Genomic DNA, 23,711 nt, shown 5'->3' with positions numbered 1-23,711 from the left:
GCTTCTCTTATTACATTAGATGTCACTAATGTGAGAGGTCTGTCTTTTTGCGTTTCTGTATCACTCCGGAAAGCTAAGCAGCCCCGGATAAATGCTTGGCGCCAAGTGCCAAAGGGCGGGGAGCAGAGCCAGACCCGCAACGGCAAAGATAAGGCACAGCAATAGGAACCGGTATCTTTTTCTGGGACGGGTATTGGGTTTGAGCACGAAGTAATACACACCGGCCGAATAAAACGGGAAAAGCACCACGGCAGACATGCCCATACAGACCAGAAAGGTGGATTCCCCGGCAGAGGAAGGGATCATGGCTTCCGGGTCATAGACCGGATTGATCTGCAGAAAGAGAATCACAAATGTCAGATAGGCGAAGAGTAAAAGAAGAGGGAAACAGCGGATGCGTCTATCCTCGGACAAACCGTACAGCATCCACCAGACCCCGAGCCAGGGCAGGGCAAAGACTGCGCCGGCAATAAGGAAGTCAATGCCTATATACATCAGTTTATCGGGTGGATACACATGGGCCAGGTCCCCCCAGAAGTAATCGGAGGAGAAGAACATCATAAATATAGATAATAAACCCGCGAAGAAGGTGATTATTCCCTGGGCAAAAACAATCATGATCAGCGAAACCAGCTGCCGCAGAAAATAGAGAAAACGGGTGGCGTCCGGTGTCGTTCCGTTTGTAGTCTGCATAGCGTTCAATCTCCTTATACTAGCAAATGGTTGCCGTGCCTTCTCATCTGCAGAACTCTGAGCTGATTCGCTTGCGGATTCGCGTTATTCTTCCTCCTGAAGCTGCCGCAGGACAATGAGTTCGACCCGGCGGTTTTTTTGCCGTCCTTCAACGGTAGTGTTATCGTAAGCAGGTCTGGTATCCGCGTAACCGGCATATTGGAAAGTATCGGGGCTAAGCCCCTCGTTATCCAGGAAGAAGCGCAGCACAGAGAGTGCGCGGGCGCCGGATAGCTCCCAGTTATCCGTGTAATCTGAAGCGGCGGTTACCGGGACATTGTCGGTATGGCCTTCGATGCTGATCGTGGCACCAATTCCGCGGAACAGGCCGGATAGCTGACGCAGTGCCGGGAAGGCAGGTGATTTCAGCTCGGCTTTGCCGGCATCGAACAGGAACCGGTCGCTAAGCGTGATGGCAATGCCCTGCGGTTTATCCGCTACAAAGATCTGCTCCCCAAGGTTGTTATCTTCCACGTATTTGGTGATTACACCCATGAGCGCGGCCAGTTTGGCCTCCTGCTCACGAAAAGCGAGCTCACGCGCCGAAGGCTGGTGTTCGGCAGTCTCCCCGTTTTGCCCGGAGGTATCCGTGCCCGTCCCGGTTCCGTTCGAACCATTCTCCTTCACATTGCCCCCGGAAGAAAGACCGCCACCGGTGCTTCCGCCTGCTTCTTGTTCATTCGAGACTGCGGCTCCCGTGTTCCCCTGATTACCATCCAGCACTCCATTTCCGCCTTCAAGCACAGGACTGCCGCTCTTAAAGGTATCAGATAATGAACCGGTAACGATCGCGTATTTTTGCGTATCCAGACTGCTCATGGCGTACAGGATGATGAAAAAAATGAGCAGAAGCGTAATCAGATCCGCATAGGTAATCATCCAGCGGTCCCGGTTCTCCTTACCTCTACTACGTCCCTGGCGGCGGTTTCTTTGTCTCATAGCGGGTCTCCCGGGTTATTATTGCTGCTGCGTCTAGGTGAGGCATCGGGAATAAAGGCGGTCAGTTTTTTGCGGACCAGATGCGGATGATCCCCATTCTGCAGGGACAGGATACCGACAAGTAGCATCTCCATGCTACCCAGTTCGCTTTGGCTGCGGGATTTGATTTTGGAGGCGATGGGTAAAAATATAAGATTAGCACTGGCTACGCCATAGAGCGTTGCTGTAAAAGCTACAGCGATCGAGGCCCCCAGATTAGAGGGATCCGTCAGATTGCTCAGTACCCGTATTAATCCCATTACGGTGCCGATGATGCCCATAGTCGGAGCATAGCCGCCGGCGGCTTCGAAGATTTTGGCATAGCCTTCATACTTCAGTTCCTTGGCGTCCATCTCCAGTTCAAGAATTTGCCGGACCTGATCAGGATCGGTGCCGTCGACAATAAGAAACAGCCCTTCGCGGGTGAAGGTATCCGGATGCTCCTCCGCTCTCTTCTCCAGCGCAAGCACACCCCCGCGCCGAGTGATTGCAGCCATGGAGATCAGCTCCTCGGCCTTCTCCTGGGTGGTGTCGGGATGTCTGCCGAATGCCAGGCGCAGAGCCGCCGGGACGCTGCGTAATCTGGAGGCCGGAAAACTGATGAGTACAGCGGCAAGGGTGCCGCCGAATACGATCAGCGCGGCGTTCAGCTGCAGCAGGCCGGATAAGCTTCCGCCTTCCCAGAGAAAGCCGCCGATCATTGCGGCAATGCCTGCCAGCAGGCCGATAATTGAAGTGATATCCATAAGTTCAAGCTCCTTAAATTTCTATATATTATGGTTTGCATCAATCTGGGCAACGCTGTATAATAGACGGGAACATGTATTCCTATCTTCCATATTTTTCAGTACGGTATGGACAGGCAACTATTAGGGCTACAATTATAATATATTCATATATTTTAGACGATAGAGGGGAGACGGGCAAATGAGTGATATTGTCGTCAGTACAAAGACATTTGAACTGGAGTCCGAGTATACACCCCAGGGCGATCAGCCTCATGCCATAGAAGAATTATTGGACGGCATCCGGCAGGGCAAGAAGCACCAGACGCTGCTGGGAGCGACAGGTACAGGCAAGACCTTTACCATCGCACAAGTGATTTCCAAACTGAACCGCCCGACGCTGGTCATTGCGCACAACAAGACGCTTGCGGCGCAGCTGGCGAGTGAGTTCAAAGAATTTTTCCCGAACAATTCCGTTGACTACTTCGTCAGTTACTACGATTACTACCAGCCTGAGGCGTACATTCCTTCCTCCGATACCTTCATAGAGAAAGATTCCAGCATAAATGAAGAAATTGACAAGCTCCGGCACTCCGCCACCAGTTCGCTGTTCGAACGGCGTGACGTTATTATTGTTGCGAGTGTGTCCTGTATTTATGGCCTCGGTTCGCCACAGGAATACGGAAGTATGCTGTTGACACTGCGGGTAGGGATGGAGAAGCCGCGCAATCAGATTCTGAGCAGGCTCGTGGAGATCCAGTACCAGCGCAATGACATTAACTTCGTACGCGGGACGTTCCGGGTACGCGGCGATGTGGTCGAGATCTTCCCGGCTTCACAGGGGGAGCATGCGATCCGTGTGGAGCTGTTCGGAGATGAGATAGAGCGCATTACCGAGATTGATGTTCTCACAGGAGAGCTGATTGGTGAGCGCGATCATATAGCGATCTTCCCGGCTTCGCACTTTGTTACCCAAGAAGAAACAATGCGTGTAGCTATTATCAACATTGAGCGGGAGCTTGAGGAACGGCTGGCCGTGCTTCGTGATGCGGGCAAGCTGCTGGAAGCCCAGCGCCTGGAGCAGCGGACGCGGTATGATATTGAGATGATGAAGGAAGTGGGCTTCTGCTCCGGTATCGAGAACTATTCCGGCCCGCTCACCTTCCGTGAGCCGGGAGCAACTCCATATACCTTAATGGATTACTTCCCGGATGATATGCTGATTGTTATTGATGAGTCCCATGCAACGCTGCCGCAGATCCGGGCTATGTATAATGGTGACCGTGCGCGTAAGACTGTACTGGTGGAGCATGGCTTCCGCCTCCCGTCCGCGCTGGATAACCGTCCGCTGCAGTTCGAGGAATTCGAAGAGAAAGTGAACCAGATTGTATATGTGTCTGCTACACCGGGACCGTACGAAATGGAGCACTGCGATACTATGGTGCAGCAGATTATCCGTCCTACCGGCCTGCTGGACCCGATCATCGAAGTACGCCCTACAGAGGGGCAGATCGATGATCTGATCAGTGAAATTCGTGACCGTGTGGAGCGTGATGAGCGTGTACTCGTTACAACACTTACGAAGAAGATGTCCGAGGATCTGACCGATTATTTCAAGGAAATCGGGATTAAGGTGCGTTATATGCACTCCGATATCAAGACGTTGGAGCGGATGGCTATCCTGCGTGATCTCCGCCTCGGTACGTTCCATGTACTGGTGGGTATTAACTTATTAAGAGAAGGTCTTGACCTGCCGGAGGTCTCCCTTGTCGCCATCCTCGATGCTGACAAGGAAGGCTTCCTCCGCTCCGAGCGTTCGCTCATTCAGACGATCGGCCGGGCGGCCCGTAACTCTGATGGACGTGTCATTCTGTACGGCGACCGTATTACGGATTCCATGGAGAAGGCGATGAGCGAAACCCAGCGCCGCCGTGAAATTCAGATTGCCCATAATGAGAAGCACGGCATCACGCCAACGACAATCAATAAGAAAGTGCGTGACATCATCGAGGCCACCAAGGTGGCCGAGTCCAAGGCCGATTATCTCACCGGCGCCGGCGGCAAGCTGAACAAGAAAGAGAAGCAGAGCCTGATGCAGCGTCTGGAGGCCGAGATGAAGGACGCGGCCAAGAACCTGCAATTCGAACGCGCCGCCGAGCTGCGCGATGCGTTGCTTGAACTGCGGGCCGAGTAAGCTGGCCCCGCCAGCACTTACACTTAATGATCACGGAACGGCGCTTCACTGGCCGTTCTTTTTGAAGATACATTTGCACTTCGCGCATCCCGTAGGGACAGCTGCAGTTAAGCACTTAGCGCATTCCGTAGGAACAGCCGTAGTTTGCGCATCCCGTAGGGACAGCTTGTAGTTAAGCATTTAGCGCATTCCGTAGGAACAGCCGCAGTTTGCGCATCCCGTAGGGACAGCTGCAGTTAAGCACTTAGCGCATTCCGTAGGAACAGCCGCAGTTCGCGTATCCCGTAGGGACAGCTGCAGTTACGCACTTAGCGCATTCCGTAGGAACAGCCGCAGTTCGCGTATCCCGTAGGGACAGCTTGTAGTTAAGCTCTTAGCGCATTCCGTAGGAACAGCCGCAGTTCGCGCATCCCGTAGGGACAGCGGTTGTCGGCCCGCTAGTAGCATGCAGCGAGCCGTATCCTGCGCCTATAGTATAGCGGTCCCGTAGGGACTAGCGCTCCCATTGCCCCAGTAGCCAATTCCATCCCAGTCCTAACTCTTTCCGCCGAGCTTGCGGGTGTCCAGAGGGTGCAACCCTTGGGGCCCTCCCTTGGAAGGGAGGGTTTGGGAGGGATCGAAAATATTTTGCTAAATGTTTTTCCATTTTAATAGGTTTTTATAAAGGAGAGGTACCGTTGGCGAACGAAAGTATAATAATCAAGGGCGCAAGGGCCCATAATCTCAAGAACATCGACGTAACGATTCCGCGTGACCGCTTCGTCGTGCTGACGGGACTGAGCGGCTCGGGTAAATCATCTTTGGCATTCGACACGATTTATGCCGAGGGCCAGCGCCGTTACGTTGAATCGCTGTCTGCCTATGCCCGCCAGTTCCTGGGTCAGATGGAGAAGCCGGATGTGGATTCCATTGACGGGCTATCCCCGGCAATATCGATTGACCAGAAAACTACAAGCCGCAACCCGCGTTCGACCGTAGGTACGGTTACAGAAATTTATGACTATCTGCGGCTGCTGTTTGCACGGGTTGGGCATCCCCATTGTCCGGATCATGGCATAGAGATTACATCACAGACTGTGGAACAGATGGTTGACCGGATTATGCAATACCCGGAGAAGACCCGCCTGCAGATTCTGGCACCTGTGATTTCCGGCCGTAAGGGTGAACATAAAGGCTTGTTCACGGATATCTCCAAGCAAGGTTTCGTTCGTGTGCGTGTTGACGGTGAGCTTCGCGAAGTTACGGAAGATATTGTGCTGGAGAAGAATAAGAAGCATACGATTGAAGTTGTTGTCGACCGGATTGTCATTAAGGACGATATTGAGACCCGTCTTACCGATTCATTGGAGACTGCACTGAAGCTGTCGGGCGGTCAGATTCTGGTCGATGTGATGGGCCAGGAAGAGCTTTTATTCAGCGCAAGCTTTGCCTGCCCAATCTGCGGGTTCAGTATAGAAGAGCTTGCTCCGCGTATGTTCTCGTTCAACAGCCCGTTTGGTGCCTGCACGGAATGTGACGGGCTTGGTGTGAAGATGGTAGTCGATCCGGATCTGCTGATCCCGGATGCGGAGAAGTCCATCGAAGAAGGTGCATTCTTAGCCTGGACAGGCAGTACGTCGAACTACTATCCGCAGTTCCTGAAGTCGGTATGTGAGCATTTCAATATTCCGCAGAATGTTCCTGTCAGCAGCCTGTCGCCGGAGCATATGACCAAGCTGCTGCACGGAACGGGCAGCGAGAAGATCCGCTTCCGTTATGAGAACGACTTTGGCCAGCGCAAGGATGCACTTGTTGCTTTTGAAGGGATCATCCCGAATCTGGAGCGCCGTTACCGCGATACTGCCTCCGAAGGCATCCGTGAGTTTATCGAAGGCTTCATGAGCGCCAAGCCATGCCATGTCTGCAAAGGCAAAAGACTGAAGAAAGAGATTCTGGCCGTGACGATTAATCAGCAGAATGTTGCCGATGTAACGGATCTTTCGATTGGAGATTGTCTGGATTTCTTCGAGAATCTCAAGCTCAGTGAGAAAGAAACGGCCATCGCTAACCTGATTCTTAAGGAAATCAGCAGCCGCTTAGGATTCCTTGTAAATGTAGGGCTGAACTATCTGACGCTTAGCCGCGCAGCGGGCTCGTTATCCGGCGGTGAAGCGCAGCGGATCAGGCTGGCTACACAGATTGGCTCCAGTCTGATGGGTGTACTGTATATTCTGGATGAGCCGAGCATCGGGCTTCATCAGCGGGATAATGACCGGCTGATTGCTACGCTGGCTCATATGCGCGATCTGGGCAATACTCTGATCGTCGTTGAGCATGATGAGGATACCATGATGGCTGCCGATTATATTATTGACATTGGCCCCGGTGCCGGAATACATGGCGGACAGGTAATTGCTCAAGGTACACCTCAGGAGATTATGGACGATCCGAACTCCCTGACAGGTGAATACTTAAGCGGACGCAAATTCATCCCTGTCACCTCGACGCGCCGGCCTACCGATAATGAGCGCTGGATAGAGATTCGCGGGGCTAAAGAGAATAATCTGAAGAATGTAAATGTGAAGATTCCGCTTGGTGTCTTTACAGCGGTCACCGGAGTATCCGGTTCCGGCAAATCTTCACTTATTAACGAAATTCTCTATAAGAGCCTGGCACGCCAGCTTAACAAGGCTGTCAAGGTCCGTCCCGGTGTGCATAAAGAAATCCGCGGTCTGGAGAATCTGGATAAAGTAATTGAGATTGACCAGTCACCGATCGGGCGTACACCACGTTCCAATCCGGCCACGTATACAGGTGTGTTCGATGATATCCGCGATTTGTTCTCCAAGACCAATGAGGCTAAGGTACGCGGCTTCCAGAAGGGGCGCTTTAGCTTCAATGTGAAGGGCGGCCGCTGTGAGGCTTGCCGGGGAGACGGGATTATCAAGATTGAGATGCACTTCCTGCCGGATGTGTATGTGCCTTGTGAAGTCTGCAAGGGCAAACGGTATAACCGCGAAACGCTGGAAGTGAAATATAAAGGCAAGAGTATCTCCGATGTATTGGAGATGACCGTCGAGGATGCAACGGAATTCTTCAAGAATATCCCGCGTATCCACCGCAAAATGCAGACGCTGCTTGATGTGGGTCTGGGCTATATCAACATCGGCCAGCCGGGGACAACCTTGTCCGGTGGTGAAGCGCAGCGCGTGAAGCTGGCTTCCGAGCTGTACCGCCGCAGTACCGGCAAGACGCTGTACATTCTGGATGAGCCGACGACCGGCCTGCATGTAGATGACATTGGCCGTCTGCTTGAGGTGCTGCACCGTCTGGTGGATTCCGGTGAATCGGTCCTGGTCATTGAGCATAACCTCGATGTAATCAAGACTGCTGACTATATTATTGATATGGGGCCGGAAGGCGGCAGCGGCGGAGGAACGGTGCTTGCGACCGGAACGCCGGAGAAGCTGATTACTGTCGAGGAATCCTACACAGGCCGGTATCTGAAGCCAGTCCTCATCCGCGACACCGAACGTACTCAGGCGCTTGAACTTCAGACCTCTGATACGGTGTAACCGGAGGAAGCTGCAAACTTAAATAGCCCATGGTCCACTGCGAGGTGGGGCATGGGCTGTTTTTTTACTACAACTCACTCCGGATACCAAAGATCACTTTGAAGTGATTGCGCGCTTTGGTGGCTTTCTTGAAGCCGTCCTGTGAATCCAGAATCCATACCGTTCTTCTGATCCAGACTCTTATATACAGGGAACGGCATTTAACAGGCCCGATAATTCCCCGTGCTTCGGTCTCTGTACCATCAGGCTTCTCGGTCTCAGTTCGTACCAGCCATCTGTTTCCTATTCCGAATTCGATGTATTTCAAGCCGGCGGGCACCTCCAGTTCTGCATGACTGATCATAACATCGTCGTCAGGAGTTTTACAGTGAGGGTTGTGGCAGGCGATTTCATGTGCGCAGACAAAAATTAAGCGGGCGGCAGAGAAGCAGAACTGGCATAACTACAGCATGTCCGCAGTAAGATTCAAAGAGAGGGTTTTGCGTTGAATGATTAGCAGAGGCTGTTGCGGTTGCAATAGGAATCAGCTCCTTGAAAATCACATACCACAACGAATGGTCAATGATAAATATCTCTGTATTTTAGCTGATTTCCGGCTTCGGAAATATTTTTTATGACAAATACATAATTTTTAGACAATTTCTATTGCGTCACTGAAATGGTAGCGATAACATAGAAGGTGATATGGATTAGATGAACTTGCTTGACAACACTTTCAGGGAGGGATTGCCATGCTGCTTGCAGAAGCTGCCGCGCAAGAACCGTCTACATTTCATACCTTCGATGTATTTATGATTCTATTCACGATCCTGATATTTATCGGTGTGGTCCGGCTATTGAAAGCTCCGCAGAAGAACAAATTTGCAATCGGCTTCGGAGTGGTGAGCCTGCTGGTTTTTGCAGTCTCTGACTATGCAATGATTATGAATTGGTTCAGCTAAGTTCAGGCACAACTAACTTCAGAAGCAAGGTCTTTCAAAGACACCTTTATCCGCCACCCGGCGAGCCTAAAGGCGTCTTTTTTTAAAATGATGAAGGAATCAGCTGTACAGGAGAAAGGGGGAAGGCGATGAACGCGGGAAAGAATGCAGTTGCCCGGAGTGGCATTGTGCTGTTGTGCGGGTTGATATTGTCGGGATTCACAGGTAGTCCGCTGTCTGCACTTGGCACAGTGTACGGAGGGACAGGCCCTGTAACGGCTGGACAAATAGGCGGACTCAAGCCCGTTAACAAGGAGCAAGCGGCTAAACCTGCAGTGGATCCGGTACCACAAATTATCCGCGCGGTGTCGGCATCGGTCGTGGGCATTATCGGCAAAGCCAGTGGTGAATCTGGAGGCCCGGATGACCGCTACAATCTGACACACGGGTCCGGAATTATCGTCAAAGCAGACGGGTGGATTATTACCAATGCCCACGTCATGGAGGGGCTGCAGAATGCAGTAGTGGTTACCTCAGATGGCAAGAGCTATAACATTACGGATACATATATGGATGAGGTGAGTGACCTCGCTCTGATCAAGATTACAGCCAAATCCCTGAAGCCGGCAAAGTTCGCCGCTAGCCCGGCAGGGTTACAGGTTGGAGAGAAAGTCATAGCGATCGGCACACCTATTTCGTTCTCCCTCAGAAATTCGGCTACCGTAGGAGTGATTAGCGGCCTCAACCGTTCGGTGGATGCGGCTTACCGGCTGATTCAGAGCGACACGGCGATTAACCCTGGCAACAGCGGAGGGCCGCTGGTCAGCATGAAAGGTGAGGTGCTTGGGGTCAACAGCTTGAAATTTGCGGCAGTAGGCGTGGAAAATATGGGCTTCTCCATTCCGGCAGATACGGTGCAGTATATTATGAATCAGCTGCTCAAATACGGTGAGGTCCGTCGCCCGAGCCTTGGAGTTGAGCTGGAGGAGAGCTGGCCCGTCATTGTCGGGCTGCCTACCCAGGAGCCTTTAACGGTTACGAAGGTGGTCACTGCAGAAGCACGGAAGGCGGGGATTGCCGAGGGAGATGCACTGTATGCGATAGACGGCCACCGGGTCGCGTCCCTTGTGGACATTAACGAATGGTTCAAGCAATACAAGCCGGGAGCAGTGGTCAAGCTGCTCATGCAAAGTGACGGCGATATCGTCGCCAGAAGCCTTGTTCTGGGGCAAGGTGATCCATTGGTGAATACGGAAGAGGCGGAGGTGGATGGCGATGATCAGGCGGAAGAGTAGAAGACTTGCAGAAGCAGGAACGCGGCGATTGGGGAGGAAATCTATACCCCGCGGACTGTCTGTCATGCTGGTAGTGCTATTGTTGCTTGCTGTATTTCCGGGCATGAATGCCTATGCGGCAGAAACTCCGATTCTAAAGTTAAGCCTCAAAGTAGGCAGTGCATCTGCAAAGGTTAACGGGGAACCGATAGTGATTCAGAAGCCTTTTACGGAGAGCGGGGCGGTCATGGTGCCGCTGGGGATTTTCAAAAAAGCATTCGGCAGCACAGTCTCTCTTGAAGGTAACGATGTAGTGAAGGTGATGTACGGTCCGCATACCGGAGCGATGACGATAGGCAGTACCACTGCCTGGAAGGATGGCGTCAAAATTAAGCTTGCTGCGCCGCCGCGTATGGTTTCCGGTGTGCTGATGGTGCCCCTGCGGTTCGTGACAGGAGTGCTCGGTGCATGGATTACTGCGGCAGATGGCGGGGGATTGCTGGTTACACTTACTCCTTCGGAGAAGGAGGCGGCAGCAGAACCGGAGAGCGGCATCGACAGTGATGTCGGCAAAACCCGGATCGGCAACAGTTATTTTGAATGGAGTATGAATTATCCGTCCGGACTTGTTGTGGGTGACAGCGGGGGGAATGAGAATGTAGCGACTTTTATGAGTGCAGAGAATAATTATTATCTGGAGGTCCATGCTTCACCGCAGGAGGTACCGCTTGATCCGGAAGGGCTGCTGGAGAATCTGGTGCGGTCATCGGAGGAGGGCGGAGAGACTGTACTGGACCGGGAGGTCGTGCCTGAAGCCAAGCTTCCTTACGCCCGGATAGTCAGCAAGGATTCCAGTGGAGCGCTGTGGGAGGGCAGGCAATATTATGCCAGCGGCAGGCTGTATGAAATTTATCTGACGGACGATAACGCGGTGAACTATAAGGATCTGGATCAGTATGCCGTGCTGCTGGACTCCTTCCAACCTTCCTATAATTCTTCCGACAAAAGCATCCGTGATCTCTCCACAGTCACAAACGGCCTGCGCGAAGGATATAACGAAGACTACGGAATCTCACTGCTGGTGCCGGCAGACTGGAGTGTGGATGACCAGCATTTATATTATGAGAGCAAACAGGGAAGCTATCTGCGTGTAAAAGTGAGCTCTGCCCCTGCGGGATCAACGCTCGAGAGCTGGAGCCGGGAACTGGAGTCGCAGCTGCGTGACACCTACGTGGCCGAAGCTTATACGCTGAAGAACGGCATCGCAGGCAAAGTCTCCGGTGAGCCGGTATTGATCCATGAAATCGGACTCAATCCAGGCAACAGCTGGAGTACGGAATATCAGATTCTGCTGCTGAAGAACGGCTACCGCTATTATTTTGAATACCAGACAGCGCCAGGACAGGATGGCGACAAGGCGCGGTTCACAGATGTGCTTAACTCCATCGATATTGATTTTGCGCAGATCAAGGAGAACTTTGGCCGTCTGGAAACCGATGATTACGCGCTGCTCAGCACAAAGTCGATCCCTAAGAGCTCCAAAGCTTACGGTTACAGTATTGATATTCCGCGCCTGTGGACGCCATATCAGGATCTTTTTGAGAGCCAGACCGTGGAATACCGCTTCACCGGCGGACGGTTCCAGATTTATGCCAGTCCGGATGTTACCATGGAATATGCCGTCAGCCAGCTGCAGAGCTATTATCAGAACACCAAAAAAGACCCGAAAGGGCCGCAGGTGAAAAGTGTGGAGGAAACCACCTTTGCAGGAGTGCCTGCCACAATTCTCACCGTACATCAGACCAAGGGCAGCATCCCTGTGAGCACTCGGAATATTATCTTCAGCAAGAATGATGTGGTGTTCACGATCACTGTTACGCTGAATGATGCCAATGCAACAGCCAGCCAGCAGGCGGTGCTGGAGAGGGTGCTGGGGTCGTTTGGGTGGGGGGAATCCTCATAGTTTAATGTTAGCGTAAAATTAGCTATGACTAAGAACGTCTCAGTTGCCGGTAGGCAGTGGGGCGTTCTTTTTTATGTAAGGGAAAGAGTTTGAGAAGGTGTATGAATACTGGATGAGATATGATTTACTACAGCCGGACGATATTCCGTACACTGGTGATTTGCGATGTAAAAGACAAAAAAATGCAGCATGATGCTTCTGTCCTCCTATTATTCATATAATTCTTGCCATTTTGATGGCGCAGAGGTGTGATATTTGATACAATTAATAAGTTAAAAAGCTGTAAATGACCCGCCGAACAGGCGGTTTAGGAGGATATAAATGAAAGAGCAACAAATACGCAGAGAAGACGTAGAACTGCTGGCTCCGGCGGGAGACTGGGACTGCATGCGTGCAGCAGTGGCGAACGGGGCGGATGCTGTCTTTTTTGGCGTAGAGAAATTCAATGCACGGGCCAGAGCCAACAACTTCCGTATGGACGAGCTGCCGGAGATTATGGCCTTTCTGCACAGCTATGGAGTGAAGGGGTTTCTGACCTTTAATATACTGGTGTTTGAGAATGAGCTGCCGGATGCAAAGGAACTGATCGATGCCTGCGTGGATGCCGGTGTGGATGCGGTTATAGTACAGGACTTGGGTCTGGTCCAGATGATTCGTGAGATCTCTCCGGATTTCCCGATTCACGGTTCTACGCAAATGACGATTACTTCACCGGAAGCGGTGGAGTTCACGAAGCCTTGGGGGCTGGAACGTGTAGTCCTTGGCCGTGAAAATAATCTGAAGCAGATCCGCACGATTGGCGAACAAGCCCGCCTGCCGATGGAAGTCTTCGTGCATGGTGCACTATGTGTATCCTATTCCGGACAATGTCTGACTTCCGAAATGTGGGGCGGACGCTCTGCGAACCGCGGAGAATGTGCTCAGGCCTGCCGCCTGCCGTATGACCTGGTGGTAGACGGAGAAGTGAAGCCGATGGGTGATGTAACCTACCTGCTGTCCCCGAAAGATCTTGCCGCTATTGATCTGATGCCCGAACTGATTGAAGCTGGAGTGACCTCTTTCAAAATTGAAGGCCGGCTCAAGACTCCCGAATACGTTGCGAATGTGGTTAGTAAATACCGCAAAGCGATTGATAAGTATTTTGACGGTAACTGGACACCGACCTCGAAGGAGGACATGCGTGAGCTGCAGCAGAGCTTCTCGCGCGGCTTCACTCATGGTTTCCTGGACGGTACTAACAATAAGAAATTAGTTGATGGCACCTTCCCGAAAAGCCGGGGGGTGTTCATGGGAACCGTCGAACAGATTCTGCGCGACGGTGTAGTCTGCCGTATTCATGCTCCGCTTAAGCGCGGAGACGGAATCGTGTTCGATGCCGGAGATCCGACCAAGAAGGAGGAGGGCGGCCGCGTCTACGATCTGCGCCGCAAAGGCGTCAAGCTGGAGGGCGAAGCCGGTGAAGGCTGGATTATCGACATCGTACCCGGCCGTAATGACGTGGATCTGCGCCGTCTGCATGTTGGCGACCGCATCTGGAAGACGAATGATCCGGCGCTCGACAAGGCGCTGCGCCAGTCGTATGAGACTGAGAAGCCTTACCGGGTCTTCCCGGTTCACGTGAGAGTGCAAGGCTGCGCGGGGGAGAAGCTGACGACCTGGTGGACGGACATTCAGAAGAAGGTAACCGTCCGTGTGGATTCGGAGCTCGCGCTGGAGACAGCGCAGAAGCGTCCGATGGATACCGCGCTGCTGGAAGAACAATTTGGCCGCCTGGGCGGAACCGTATTCCAGCTTGAAGCGCTGGAGTCGCATCTGCAAGGCGACGTGATTGTGCCTATGCGCGAGCTGAACAGCATCCGCCGCCAGGCGGTGGACCTGCTTGCAGGCGAGCGCCCGAAGCCTCCCGTGTATGTGAAACGGGAGGTAGAGGTCTACGGCGGCGCTTCCCGCAGGGGCGCCGCAGAGGCGCGCGGTGAAGCAGAGCTCACCGCGCTGTGCCGCAGCCTGCCGCAGGTGCAGGCTGCGCTCGAAGCCGGCGTGACGAGCATTTACGCCGATTTCGAGTTCATCAAGCAGTTCCCGGCGGCAGTAGACGCTGTGCGGACTGCAGGGGCCAGCATCACGCTGGCCACACCGCGCATCCATATGCCGAACGAGAACGGCTATCATGCCAACATCCTGCGGCTGCAGCCGGATGCTGTGCTGGTGCGCAATACCGGCGCGCTGTATTATTACCTGCGCCACCGGATGGAGCATCCGGATGCTGTGCATCCGCGGCTGATCGGCGATTTCTCGCTGAACATCGCCAACCACAGAGCGGTTGATCTGTTCCTGAATGCCGGCCTTGACGTGGTGACACCGTCGTATGACCTGAACATCCAGCAGATGGTTGATCTGCTCGGACACAGCGACACCTCGCGGATGGAGGTTGTTATTCACCAGCATCTGCCAATGTTCCACACTGAGCACTGCGTATACTGCACCTTCATGAGTGAAGGTACTGACTACACTAACTGTGGCCGTCCTTGCGAGGAGCAGCGTGCTTCGCTGCAGGACCGGATCGGCATGTCCCATCCTGTCCGTGTAGACGAAGGCTGCCGCAACACCGTCTATAACGCCGTTGAACAGTCAGGTGCAGAATACCTGAATCACTTCCGTGAGCTTGGCGTATCTTCTTTCCGCGTAGAGTTCCTGGAGGAAACACCGGAGCAGGTAGCTGAGGTTATCAGCCTGTACAGCCGCGCACTGCGCGGAGAAATCTCCGGAACGCAGGTTTGGAAAAGCCTGAAGGCCACCAACCAGCTTGGGGTTACACGCGGGCAGTTGGTTAATGCGAAGTAAGGATTGAAAACTGTATACAAGGCCAGTCTTACCGAAGTATTAATGGATAATCTTCGGAACAGGCTGGCCTCTTTTTTTAGACTTTCATTTGAAAGTGCCTCTTCTATCATAAACAGCATTACATATACATTCTAAGCATCATAATCGATCTGCCCAATATAGCCCATAACTGCTATAATTGAATCAAATATGCCATTTTTCTTTAAGAAATCAAGTGGTGCAAACAAGATAATAGAAGGAGCTATGTGATGAAGATCCGTAAAGCTATTATTCCCGCAGCTGGTCTAGGTACCCGCTTCCTACCCGCAACTAAGGCAATGCCCAAAGAAATGCTGCCGATTGTAGACAAACCAACTATCCAATACATTGTTGAAGAAGCAGTGGCTTCCGGAATTGAAGATATCATTATTGTGACCGGGAAGGGCAAGCGTGCAATTGAGGACCATTTTGATAACTCATTCGAACTGGAGTTTAACCTGGCTGAGAAGCAGAAGTGGGAGCTGCTGGAATCGGTGCGTAAATCCTCGGAAATGGCCGATATCCACTACATTCGTCAAAAAGAACCGCGCGGCCTTGGACATGCCATCTGGTGCGCACGGAAGTTCATCGGTAATGAGCCGTTTGCGGTGCTTTTGGGAGATGACATCGTAGAATCAAATAAACCTTGTCTTAAACAGATGATTGAAGTGTACGAGCAGTACAAGTCCTCTATCGTAGGCGTTCAGCCCGTGCCTTGGGAAGAGGTTTCCCGCTACGGGGTGGTCGATGGATCTGAACTGGCAGAACGTGTCTATAAGGCTAACCGGCTAGTCGAAAAGCCGAAGCGTGAAGATGCACCATCCAACCTGGCGATCCTGGGACGGTATATCCTGACTCCGCGTATCTTCGACATGCTTGGTGAACAGCAGGTGGGCGTAGGCGGAGAAATCCAGCTTACCGATGCTATCTCCCGTTTAAGTGAAGTGGAGCGGATCATTGCTTATGATTTTGAAGGCAAACGTCATGATGTCGGTGAGAAAATGGGCTTCATTCAGACAAGCATCCATTATGCGCTTCAGCATGAGGAGCTTAAAGAAGGGCTGTTGCAGTATCTTAAAGAAGTAATCGAGAATGAGGAAAGACTCATTAGCAGATAAAAGTTCATCTTGAGGCTAACAATCAGCTACTATGTACCCTTGCCTATTCATTATTAAAATGTAAAAAGCGGCCCACTGTACTCAGACAGGGGCCGCTTTTCTATATGTGTTCAGTTATTCGGTTCAGTATTGTGTATTTACAATAGTATCAATCTCTGCGGCCTCTGCAGGATCAGCTGCAATGAGCTTATCGTACACAGGTTGATCCTGTGCCGCTCCAGCCTTTTTCAGTGCCGCTAAATACCAGCGGGCTGCATCGCTGTAGTCATCGCTCAAGGCAAGTTTTAAAGTCGCCGCAGCTGCCTGTACCTGACCTGCCATATACTGAAGTTTTCCTGCATTCAAGTTGATTGACGAAGGAAGAGGCTGGCCTTGCAGATCAGATGCCACTTGATTGTAGGCATCCAGTCCAATATTGAGATGAATCATCTTGTTAGCCTCATCCTGCTGAGTGAAGGATTGTTGTGCCAGTTCGAAGGCACGGGCAATCAGAGAGCTATACCAGTTAGTGTCCCATAGTGTTGTGCTACTGACGATATCTGCATAATTGTCTGCAAAACCAAGCTTCAAGGTAGCAGCAGCTTGCTCAGCTTGTCCTGATAGCAATTGCAGCTTTCCGGCATTCAATGCAATTGTTGGCGTGATTGAGAACGGGCGGCCCTGCAGCTGTTCAGGCGGCAAAGTCTTCAGGTGCTCTACCCCGTCAACCACATGCTGGTACGCTTCAAGACCGGCAGTCAGGTACTCCTGTTTCTTAGCTTCGTCTTTTTGCACATCGGCAGCAGCTGCAAAAGCCTGTGCACGGCGAATCAATGCTTCATACCAATCGATATCCCAATTGAATTTATCTGCGTTGTCGCGGTAGACATTGAAGCCCAGATCATTTTGTCCTTTGAGATCGTAGTAACTGATCAATTGTTTCAGTAGATCTTTATTGTAAGGCTCATCCTTGAGTGCGCGGCTCAGAACATTATAAGCTTCAGCCAGATACTGCTCATCTTGTGTTTGTTTAAAGACCGTCAGGTCAAGGGATGCAAGGTAGATTGCTGCTTCCGGCTGGAACGGACGGCTCTTCAGCGCCTCAACCAGCGGAGTCTTAATCTCTTCGTATGATTGACTCACGCTAACTAGATTTTTACCTTTGAGTGCAGCATTGCTGGACCCGATATAGCTGATGGACAGGAAGAGCAGGAACACAGAACCGATGGCCAGCACAGCAAAGTACCCGAAGCGCAGTCCAGCCTTGTTCCAGCTCTGGCGTAGAGGCTTGTTGTCCATACCTGCTCCCATACCTGCCAAACCAATGAATACCAGAATCCCCATGAACGCGTAACTCATGTTAAAGTCCAGCAGACTGTGAACAAGAATGGACAGAGCAATAATGTAGAAGAAGAATCCATTATTGAACTCGTCCTTGTCCCGTTTCAGGTAAGCACGGATGTATTTATAGAAAATATATCCGATAAAGCCCATAAACACGATAAATCCGACGATTCCGACCTCAATCAAATACTGAAGGAAGAAATTGTGAACCTGACGGCTTACATAAGGGTTGTTCTGATAATGCTCATATAAGGAAGCCCAGCCGCCGCCGCCGGATCCGATTATCGGATAATCCTTCACAACCTTCATAGCATCCTTATAAAAAGTGATGCGTTCCAGTACACTATGTTGTTTAAAGTTAATGTTCTCCAGCCGTGTTTCAATATTATCAGGTAATATACTACGTACGCTTGTCCCGATAAGCAGGAAAGCAACAATAGCTACAAGAACGATTGAACCGAGTGGAATCCACAGCCCTGTTAATTTACGTGTTTCCCAGCTTCCCAGCTTCTCTTGCAGCCACGGAGCGGCGAAACGCTGAATTGCCCAGCCCAGAGCGGCAACAGCCGCTGAGGCAACAAGCAGGTACGCCCAGGCATTTAATGCAGCTGATGAAGTGAAGGTAGTGTTCAGCTCAGTTCCAAGTGTAGTTAACGGACTGGTAACCAGCAGAGCAGCGATACCGGAAATCGCAAGATGAATAATCCACAGAATCTGCTGAGCAGGCTTCAGGAACAACAGCAGAAGAATAAACACTACAGGCAGCATTACGAGCCCGCCACGGGATAAGGTCAGCAGCAGAGATACAATAATCGGTACAAGCATGAAGCTGTGAGTCAATGTACCGTACCACTTTTTAGAGCGGACGAGTGCAAACACTGCAACAAACAAGAAAGCCATCAGGAAAGCAGCGTAAGTGTTGGCATACTGGAAAATAGAAGTCAGACGCAGGCCGTTCGAGTCTGTCATCACGGCATCCAAGTATTTACCACTGCGTACTGTGTTGGAGAACCAGCCTATAAGGCCTCCAGCGAATTTCCAGCTTCCAAGCCAGTTCAGCAGGCCAAAGCCCACGATGAAATAGGCAATCGCCAGAATGGCATTCTGAATGACAACATTTAGTTGCTTTTGCTGGAGCAGATATAACGCTATAATGAATATTGCGACATACATGCTCTGTATAAACAGCAGGTTCATCGCCATATAATGCGAAACAGCGCCAATAAGCGACAACGCATACGTAGCGGGAAGCAGGAGCGAGGCTACAGCCAACAAGTCACGCTGTCCTTCCAGCTTGAACTTTGTGAAGTACAAGCCTACCCATACCAGCAGCAAGAGGCTGCTCAGCAGCGATGACACATAAATCGGCTTCTCGAAGTCGATCTGCTGCCCATTAAACAATCCCACTTGAAACGGGGTCCAAACCAAAAACACAATGAAACCAATAACCAAAGCCCATATGTAACTGGATATCTTTTCAACATTTCTCGACTGTACAGCATTTTTACCGTATACTGGTTTCGACACGTTATGATCTCCTTTTCCTGTAGGTACGACAATATTTTAGCATATAGAATTATAGCAGAGCTACTTTGCTCGGATTTTTGTGTTGTTTTTTGCGATATAGTTATATGAATGTTTCACCTAGACATATTATGGGGGCTTTGTTAATGGAATTCAATATAGGGTTGAATGTTAGATATGAGTAGTATCAAATCATTACTGTATAAAAGGCTTTATCAGCTTGCTGTTAAATTAAAACCAATTGCAGTTAAGATATTCCCCTTCGAAAAGAGACAAAGTATCAAACGGAAACTACTTAAAACTGCTTTTCCAATTGATAAAAATGGTGATACAAGTTCCATTAAGGGGAATGTAACAGGTGTTAATCTAGTGGGTTATTCGAGGGCAGAAATGGGTATTGGAGAATCTTGCAGAATTGCCGCTAAAAGTATAAATGCTGCTGGAATACCCTTCGGCATGATAAATTTTACAGGCACTAATTCGGCTAGGATGAGTGATACGACTTGGATGCACAAAGAAACGGAAGAACCCGAGTTTAATCTCAATGTATTTCATATTAATGCCGAACAAATGATCGAAATATACGCTCATTACGGGAATTCTATTTTTAAGGACCGATACAATATAGGATTTTGGCACTGGGAGCTTCCGGATTTTCCGGATGAGTGGAAGGAAAGCTTTAATTTAGTGGATGAGATATGGGCTCCTTCAACCTTTGTTGTTGATTCTATCGCGATGAAAAGTCCCGTGCCAGTTGTGAAAATCCCTCACAGCATCGAAGTGAGTATTGCTGATAAGCGTGATAGAAGCTATTTTGGTTTACCAGAGCATGCTTTTCTATTTCTCTCAATGTATGATTTAAAGAGCTATCAAGAGAGGAAGAATCCACAAGCATCCATTAAAGCCTTTCAACTTGCATTTGAGTCTGATGATATGTCTGTTGGTCTTGTTATCAAAGTGAACAGTGCGGAGCAAGGCTCAAAAGAGCTTGAAGAATTACATCAATTGATTGGAGTCTACAAGAATATTTATTTAGTAGACAAAACCCTATCCAGGAATGATACAAATGCTCTGATCTCAGTAACGGATAGCTATGTATCTCTGCATAGAAGTGAAGGATTTGGACTTGGCCTCGCAGAGGCGATGTTTTTAGGTAAGCCCGTTATCGGTACAAACTGGTCATCTAATACCGATTTTATGAATCATAACAACTCATGTTTGGTTGATTATTCACTCATACGACTTAACCATGATCACGGTCCTTATAAAGCGTATCAGACTTGGGCTGATCCTAGTGTTGAACATGCAAGCCGTTATATGCGTAGACTTTGTGACGATAAGAACTTTTATAAAGAGATCTCGTCTAAAGCTGAAGAACATATAAAACAAAACTACTCACCAGCAGCAATAGGTGAAATGATTAAACGAAGATTGGAATACATTTCTTTGTGGAAATTTGGAGGATGAAATGACAATTACATGTGTGATTATGGCAGGCGGTAAAGGGGAACGTTTTTGGCCTAAAAGCCGGACAAATCTTCCCAAACAATTTTTAAACATATCGGGCAATAAATCAATGATTCAGCAATCCATAGCCCGGCTCGAGTTGCTGATCGATATCAGTCAAATTTTCATTGTTACCAATGAATTGTATGCTGAATTGATCAAAGCTCAAATTCCACACTTACCTCATGAGAATATCATCATTGAACCGGTGGGTAGAAATACAGCACCTTGTATTGGATTAGCTTCTATTATTATAGAAGATCGCTTTCCTGATAGTACAATGATTGTTATCCCATCCGATCACATCATTGAGAACGAAGAAGGATTCGTTAAAATATTGCAAACCGCAGTTGAGGTAGCACAGGATAACTGTAATCTGGTAACTCTTGGAATACAGCCAACTTATCCAGAGACTGGGTATGGTTATATTGAGAGCAGCAATCAGTCACAGCAAATTAATGAACTATTCGTTCATAAAGTAAATAAATTCGTTGAGAAGCCTGATTTGGCTACAGCCCAGTCTTACCTGGAATCAGGTAATTTCTACTGGAACAGCGGAATCTTTGTCTGGAAGATTGAAACGATTAGAGGTTACATACAAGAACTCATGCCTGAGATGCATGATATCTTGGAAACGATGAAAACTGTTCTTGGTTCAAAAGATCGTGATGCGATTATCCGCTCTGAATTTTTGAAGATGCCTGATCAATCAATTGACTATGGTATTATGGAAAAGGTCAACAACATATATGTTATCCCTTGTGTTTTTGGATGGGATGATGTGGGTAGTTGGACGGCGCTGGAACGAATAAGCGATTTGGATGAAAATGGAAATGTGATAAAGGGTAACATATTAAACCTTGATACTAAACATTGTATTATTGAAAGTAATGGCAAACTGATTGCTACCTTAGGGATTGAGAATTTGATTATTGTTGATACTGAGGATGTTACTCTTATTTGTACGAAGGACAAAGCTCAGGAAGTGAAGCTTTTGCTTAAAGAACTTCGGATGCAGAAGCTTGAACAATATTTGTAGGATTAAGAATTAATTTTTATATAACCAAAAAGGGGAATAATGAAAAATGACTAAACGCGCACTAATCACGGGTATAACAGGGCAAGATGGATCTTATTTGGCGGAGCTTTTGCTGTCCAAAGGATATAAGGTATTTGGTTTACGCCGTAGAACGAGCATGCCAATTATGGATAACATCGAACACTTGAAAAATGATATAGAATTTATTGATGGGGATCTGCTGGATCTAGGCTCATTGATCAATGCTGTACGCATTTCTGATCCAGATGAAGTATACAACCTGGCTGCGCAATCATTCGTAGCAACTTCGTGGATTCAACCTGTAGCAACTGGACAAGCCACGGGGATTGGTGTCACCAATATGCTTGAAGCTGTTCGTTTGACTAAGCCGGAAGCGAGATTCTACCAAGCATCGAGTAGTGAAATGTTCGGTAAGGTAGTAGAGACTCCGCAGAAAGAAACTACTCCATTCTATCCACGCAGTCCTTATGGAGTTGCTAAGGTGTATGGCCACTGGATTACTGTTAACTATAGAGAAAGCTACAATATGTACGCTTGCTCAGGTATCTTGTTTAATCATGAATCTCCACGCCGCGGTATTGAATTCGTAACCCGCAAAGTAACGGATGCTGTTGCCAGAATTAAGCTCGGTCTCCAAACTGAACTTCGTATGGGAAACCTGGATGCTAAGAGAGACTGGGGTTTTGCAGGTGATTATGTAAAAGCTATGTGGTTGATGCTGCAACAGGATAAAGCTGATGATTTCGTTATTTCTACTGGAGAAACCCATACGATCGAAGAACTTGTTGAGATTGCATTTAGTCACGTTGGTTTAAACTGGAGAGATTATGTAGTTATCGATCAGAAGTTCGTTAGACCTGCTGAAGTGGATTTACTGCTTGGTGACTGCACCAAAGCAAAAGAAGAGCTTGGCTGGGAACTTGAAGTTGGATTTGAACAACTGGTCAAGATGATGGTGGATAGTGATCTGGAGAAGGTGTCAAAATGCTATCATAGCAATACGAAAAAAGGTGTTTGATATGCGAGCTTTGATTACGGGTATTACTGGATTCGTAGGAAGTAATTTGGAGAGAACGCTAAAACAACAGGGATATGAGGTATGGGGGACAACTAGAAAAAGTTGTTCCCTTACAATTCATTCAGCATTAGAAGGCAATGTTATCCCAATCGATTATAATAATGAAGAAGAAATTATAGGAATAATAAATAAAATCAAGCCTGATGAAATATACCATTTGGCAGGGCAAAGTTCTGTGAAATTCTCCTGGGATAACAAAGTGGAGACGTTTGAAGTGAATATTCTCATAACATTACGTTTATTAGAGGCGTTGCGCAAAAGTAAGATGGCGGAAACAACTAGAGTGATTATGGTTGGATCTTCTGAAGAGTACGGAACTATCGATAAGAGTGATATTGCTATTATAGAGACGGAAAATTTAAGGCCAATAAGCCCATATGGTGTATCAAAAGCCTCGACGTCACTGTTATTTCAACAATACGTAAGAGTATATGGATTGAAGCTTATATACGCTCGACCATTTAATCATATTGGTCCAGGTCAGGAGTTAGGTTTTGTTACGTCTGATTTTGCACAACAAATTTCTAGAATCGAGAAAAACATATTAGAACCTGTGATTTTCGTGGGTAACTTGGAGGCGCAACGAGACTTTACTGATGTGCGCGATATAGTTAAAGCATATATTATGTTAGCTCAACACGGCAAGGTAGGAGAAATATATAATATTTCATCTGGAGAGCCTCTATCCATAAAATTTATATTAGATCACTTGTTATCATTAAGTACTCATAAGAACATTGAAATACAACAAGATAATAACAAAATGAGACCATCAGAGTTTCCTATTTATATTGGTGACTCCTCCAAAATAAAGGAAGCAATCGGCTGGGAAAAAGAATATTCAATTGAAAAATCACTGCAGGATATTCTAGATTACTGGAGGAATTTGATTTAAGGGGATTG

16 protein-coding genes are annotated in these 23,711 nt (G+C 49.0%); 11 read left to right on the top strand and 5 right to left on the bottom strand.

Annotated elements, in window-relative coordinates:
- Nucleotides 1-60: 60 nt before the first annotated feature.
- The 3 genes from NSU01_RS32625 to NSU01_RS32615 all read right to left on the bottom strand — a co-directional run bounded on the left by NSU01_RS32625 (nt 61) and on the right by NSU01_RS32615 (nt 2,456).
- Nucleotides 61-693, bottom strand: a complete 633-nt coding sequence (locus NSU01_RS32625; RefSeq protein ID WP_076246508.1) for a hypothetical protein — start codon at nt 691-693, stop codon at nt 61-63.
- Nucleotides 694-777: 84 nt separating this feature from the next.
- The gene (locus tag NSU01_RS32620) at nt 778-1,671 is read right to left on the bottom strand and encodes a flagellar motor protein MotB (RefSeq protein ID WP_042140178.1); all 894 of its coding nucleotides are present in this window, start codon (nt 1,669-1,671) and stop codon (nt 778-780) included.
- Complete coding sequence (locus NSU01_RS32615; protein ID WP_042140177.1) at nt 1,668-2,456, bottom strand: flagellar motor protein; 789 nt, start codon at nt 2,454-2,456, stop codon at nt 1,668-1,670. Before NSU01_RS32615 ends, NSU01_RS32620 begins: the two co-directional genes overlap by 4 nt.
- Before the next feature lie 181 nt (nt 2,457-2,637).
- Between NSU01_RS32615 and uvrB the strand changes: the two genes are divergently transcribed.
- Both uvrB and uvrA read left to right on the top strand, forming a co-directional pair.
- Nucleotides 2,638-4,629, top strand: a complete 1,992-nt coding sequence (uvrB, locus tag NSU01_RS32610; protein WP_042140176.1) for an excinuclease ABC subunit UvrB — start codon at nt 2,638-2,640, stop codon at nt 4,627-4,629.
- A 677-nt stretch (nt 4,630-5,306) separates the two neighbouring features.
- Nucleotides 5,307-8,183, top strand: coding sequence for an excinuclease ABC subunit UvrA (gene uvrA, locus NSU01_RS32605; protein WP_076246510.1), 2,877 nt, complete (start codon nt 5,307-5,309; stop codon nt 8,181-8,183).
- Between the two features lie 67 nt (nt 8,184-8,250).
- On the opposite strand, the gene NSU01_RS32600 is transcribed toward uvrA, so the two are convergent.
- The gene (locus NSU01_RS32600) at nt 8,251-8,490 is read right to left on the bottom strand and encodes a DUF3977 family protein (protein ID WP_042140175.1); all 240 of its coding nucleotides are present in this window, start codon (nt 8,488-8,490) and stop codon (nt 8,251-8,253) included.
- 424 nt (nt 8,491-8,914) lie between these two features.
- On the opposite strand from NSU01_RS32600, the gene NSU01_RS32595 reads away from it, so the two are divergent.
- The 5 genes from NSU01_RS32595 (at nt 8,915) to galU (ending at nt 16,317) form a co-directional block, all read left to right on the top strand.
- Nucleotides 8,915-9,124: a hypothetical protein gene (locus NSU01_RS32595; RefSeq protein ID WP_042140174.1), complete on the top strand. Its 210-nt coding sequence runs from the start codon at nt 8,915-8,917 to the stop codon at nt 9,122-9,124.
- Between the two features lie 128 nt (nt 9,125-9,252).
- On the top strand, nt 9,253-10,398 hold the full coding sequence (locus NSU01_RS32590; RefSeq protein ID WP_083705655.1) for a trypsin-like peptidase domain-containing protein: 1,146 nt from the start codon (nt 9,253-9,255) through the stop codon (nt 10,396-10,398).
- 28 nt (nt 10,399-10,426) lie between these two features.
- Complete coding sequence (locus NSU01_RS32585) at nt 10,427-12,340, top strand: stalk domain-containing protein (RefSeq protein WP_339302382.1); 1,914 nt, start codon at nt 10,427-10,429, stop codon at nt 12,338-12,340.
- A gap of 321 nt (nt 12,341-12,661) precedes the next feature.
- On the top strand, nt 12,662-15,181 hold the full coding sequence (locus NSU01_RS32580) for a U32 family peptidase (protein WP_076246512.1): 2,520 nt from the start codon (nt 12,662-12,664) through the stop codon (nt 15,179-15,181).
- 248 nt (nt 15,182-15,429) lie between these two features.
- Nucleotides 15,430-16,317 (top strand): UTP--glucose-1-phosphate uridylyltransferase GalU, encoded by an 888-nt coding sequence (gene galU / locus NSU01_RS32575; RefSeq protein ID WP_042140171.1) that lies wholly within the window; start codon nt 15,430-15,432, stop codon nt 16,315-16,317.
- A gap of 123 nt (nt 16,318-16,440) precedes the next feature.
- Here galU and NSU01_RS32570 read toward each other — a convergent pair whose 3' ends face one another.
- Complete coding sequence (locus tag NSU01_RS32570) at nt 16,441-19,167, bottom strand: O-antigen ligase family protein (RefSeq protein ID WP_076246514.1); 2,727 nt, start codon at nt 19,165-19,167, stop codon at nt 16,441-16,443.
- Nucleotides 19,168-19,341: 174 nt separating this feature from the next.
- On the opposite strand from NSU01_RS32570, the gene NSU01_RS32565 reads away from it, so the two are divergent.
- From NSU01_RS32565 to NSU01_RS32550, 4 genes are read left to right on the top strand one after another with little or no spacing between them, the layout of a single operon-like run.
- The gene (locus NSU01_RS32565) at nt 19,342-20,631 is read left to right on the top strand and encodes a glycosyltransferase family 4 protein (RefSeq protein WP_076246580.1); all 1,290 of its coding nucleotides are present in this window, start codon (nt 19,342-19,344) and stop codon (nt 20,629-20,631) included.
- Nucleotide 20,632: 1 nt separating this feature from the next.
- Nucleotides 20,633-21,709 carry a mannose-1-phosphate guanylyltransferase gene (locus NSU01_RS32560; RefSeq protein WP_076246516.1) on the top strand — a complete coding sequence of 359 codons (1,077 nt, stop codon included), beginning with the start codon at nt 20,633-20,635 and terminating at the stop codon, nt 21,707-21,709.
- A gap of 46 nt (nt 21,710-21,755) precedes the next feature.
- Nucleotides 21,756-22,748 carry a GDP-mannose 4,6-dehydratase gene (gmd, locus tag NSU01_RS32555; RefSeq protein ID WP_076246518.1) on the top strand — a complete coding sequence of 331 codons (993 nt, stop codon included), beginning with the start codon at nt 21,756-21,758 and terminating at the stop codon, nt 22,746-22,748.
- A gap of 1 nt (nt 22,749) precedes the next feature.
- Complete coding sequence (locus NSU01_RS32550; RefSeq protein ID WP_076246520.1) at nt 22,750-23,703, top strand: GDP-mannose 4,6-dehydratase; 954 nt, start codon at nt 22,750-22,752, stop codon at nt 23,701-23,703.
- Nucleotides 23,704-23,711 lie beyond the last annotated feature (8 nt).

The sequence above is a fragment of the Paenibacillus sp. FSL H8-0259 genome (genome assembly GCF_037963255.1).
Lineage (GTDB): Bacteria > Bacillota > Bacilli > Paenibacillales > Paenibacillaceae > Paenibacillus_AQ > Paenibacillus_AQ phytohabitans.
Note: the sequence above shows the minus strand (reverse complement) of the source record. Positions and strands in the feature narration are given on the sequence as shown.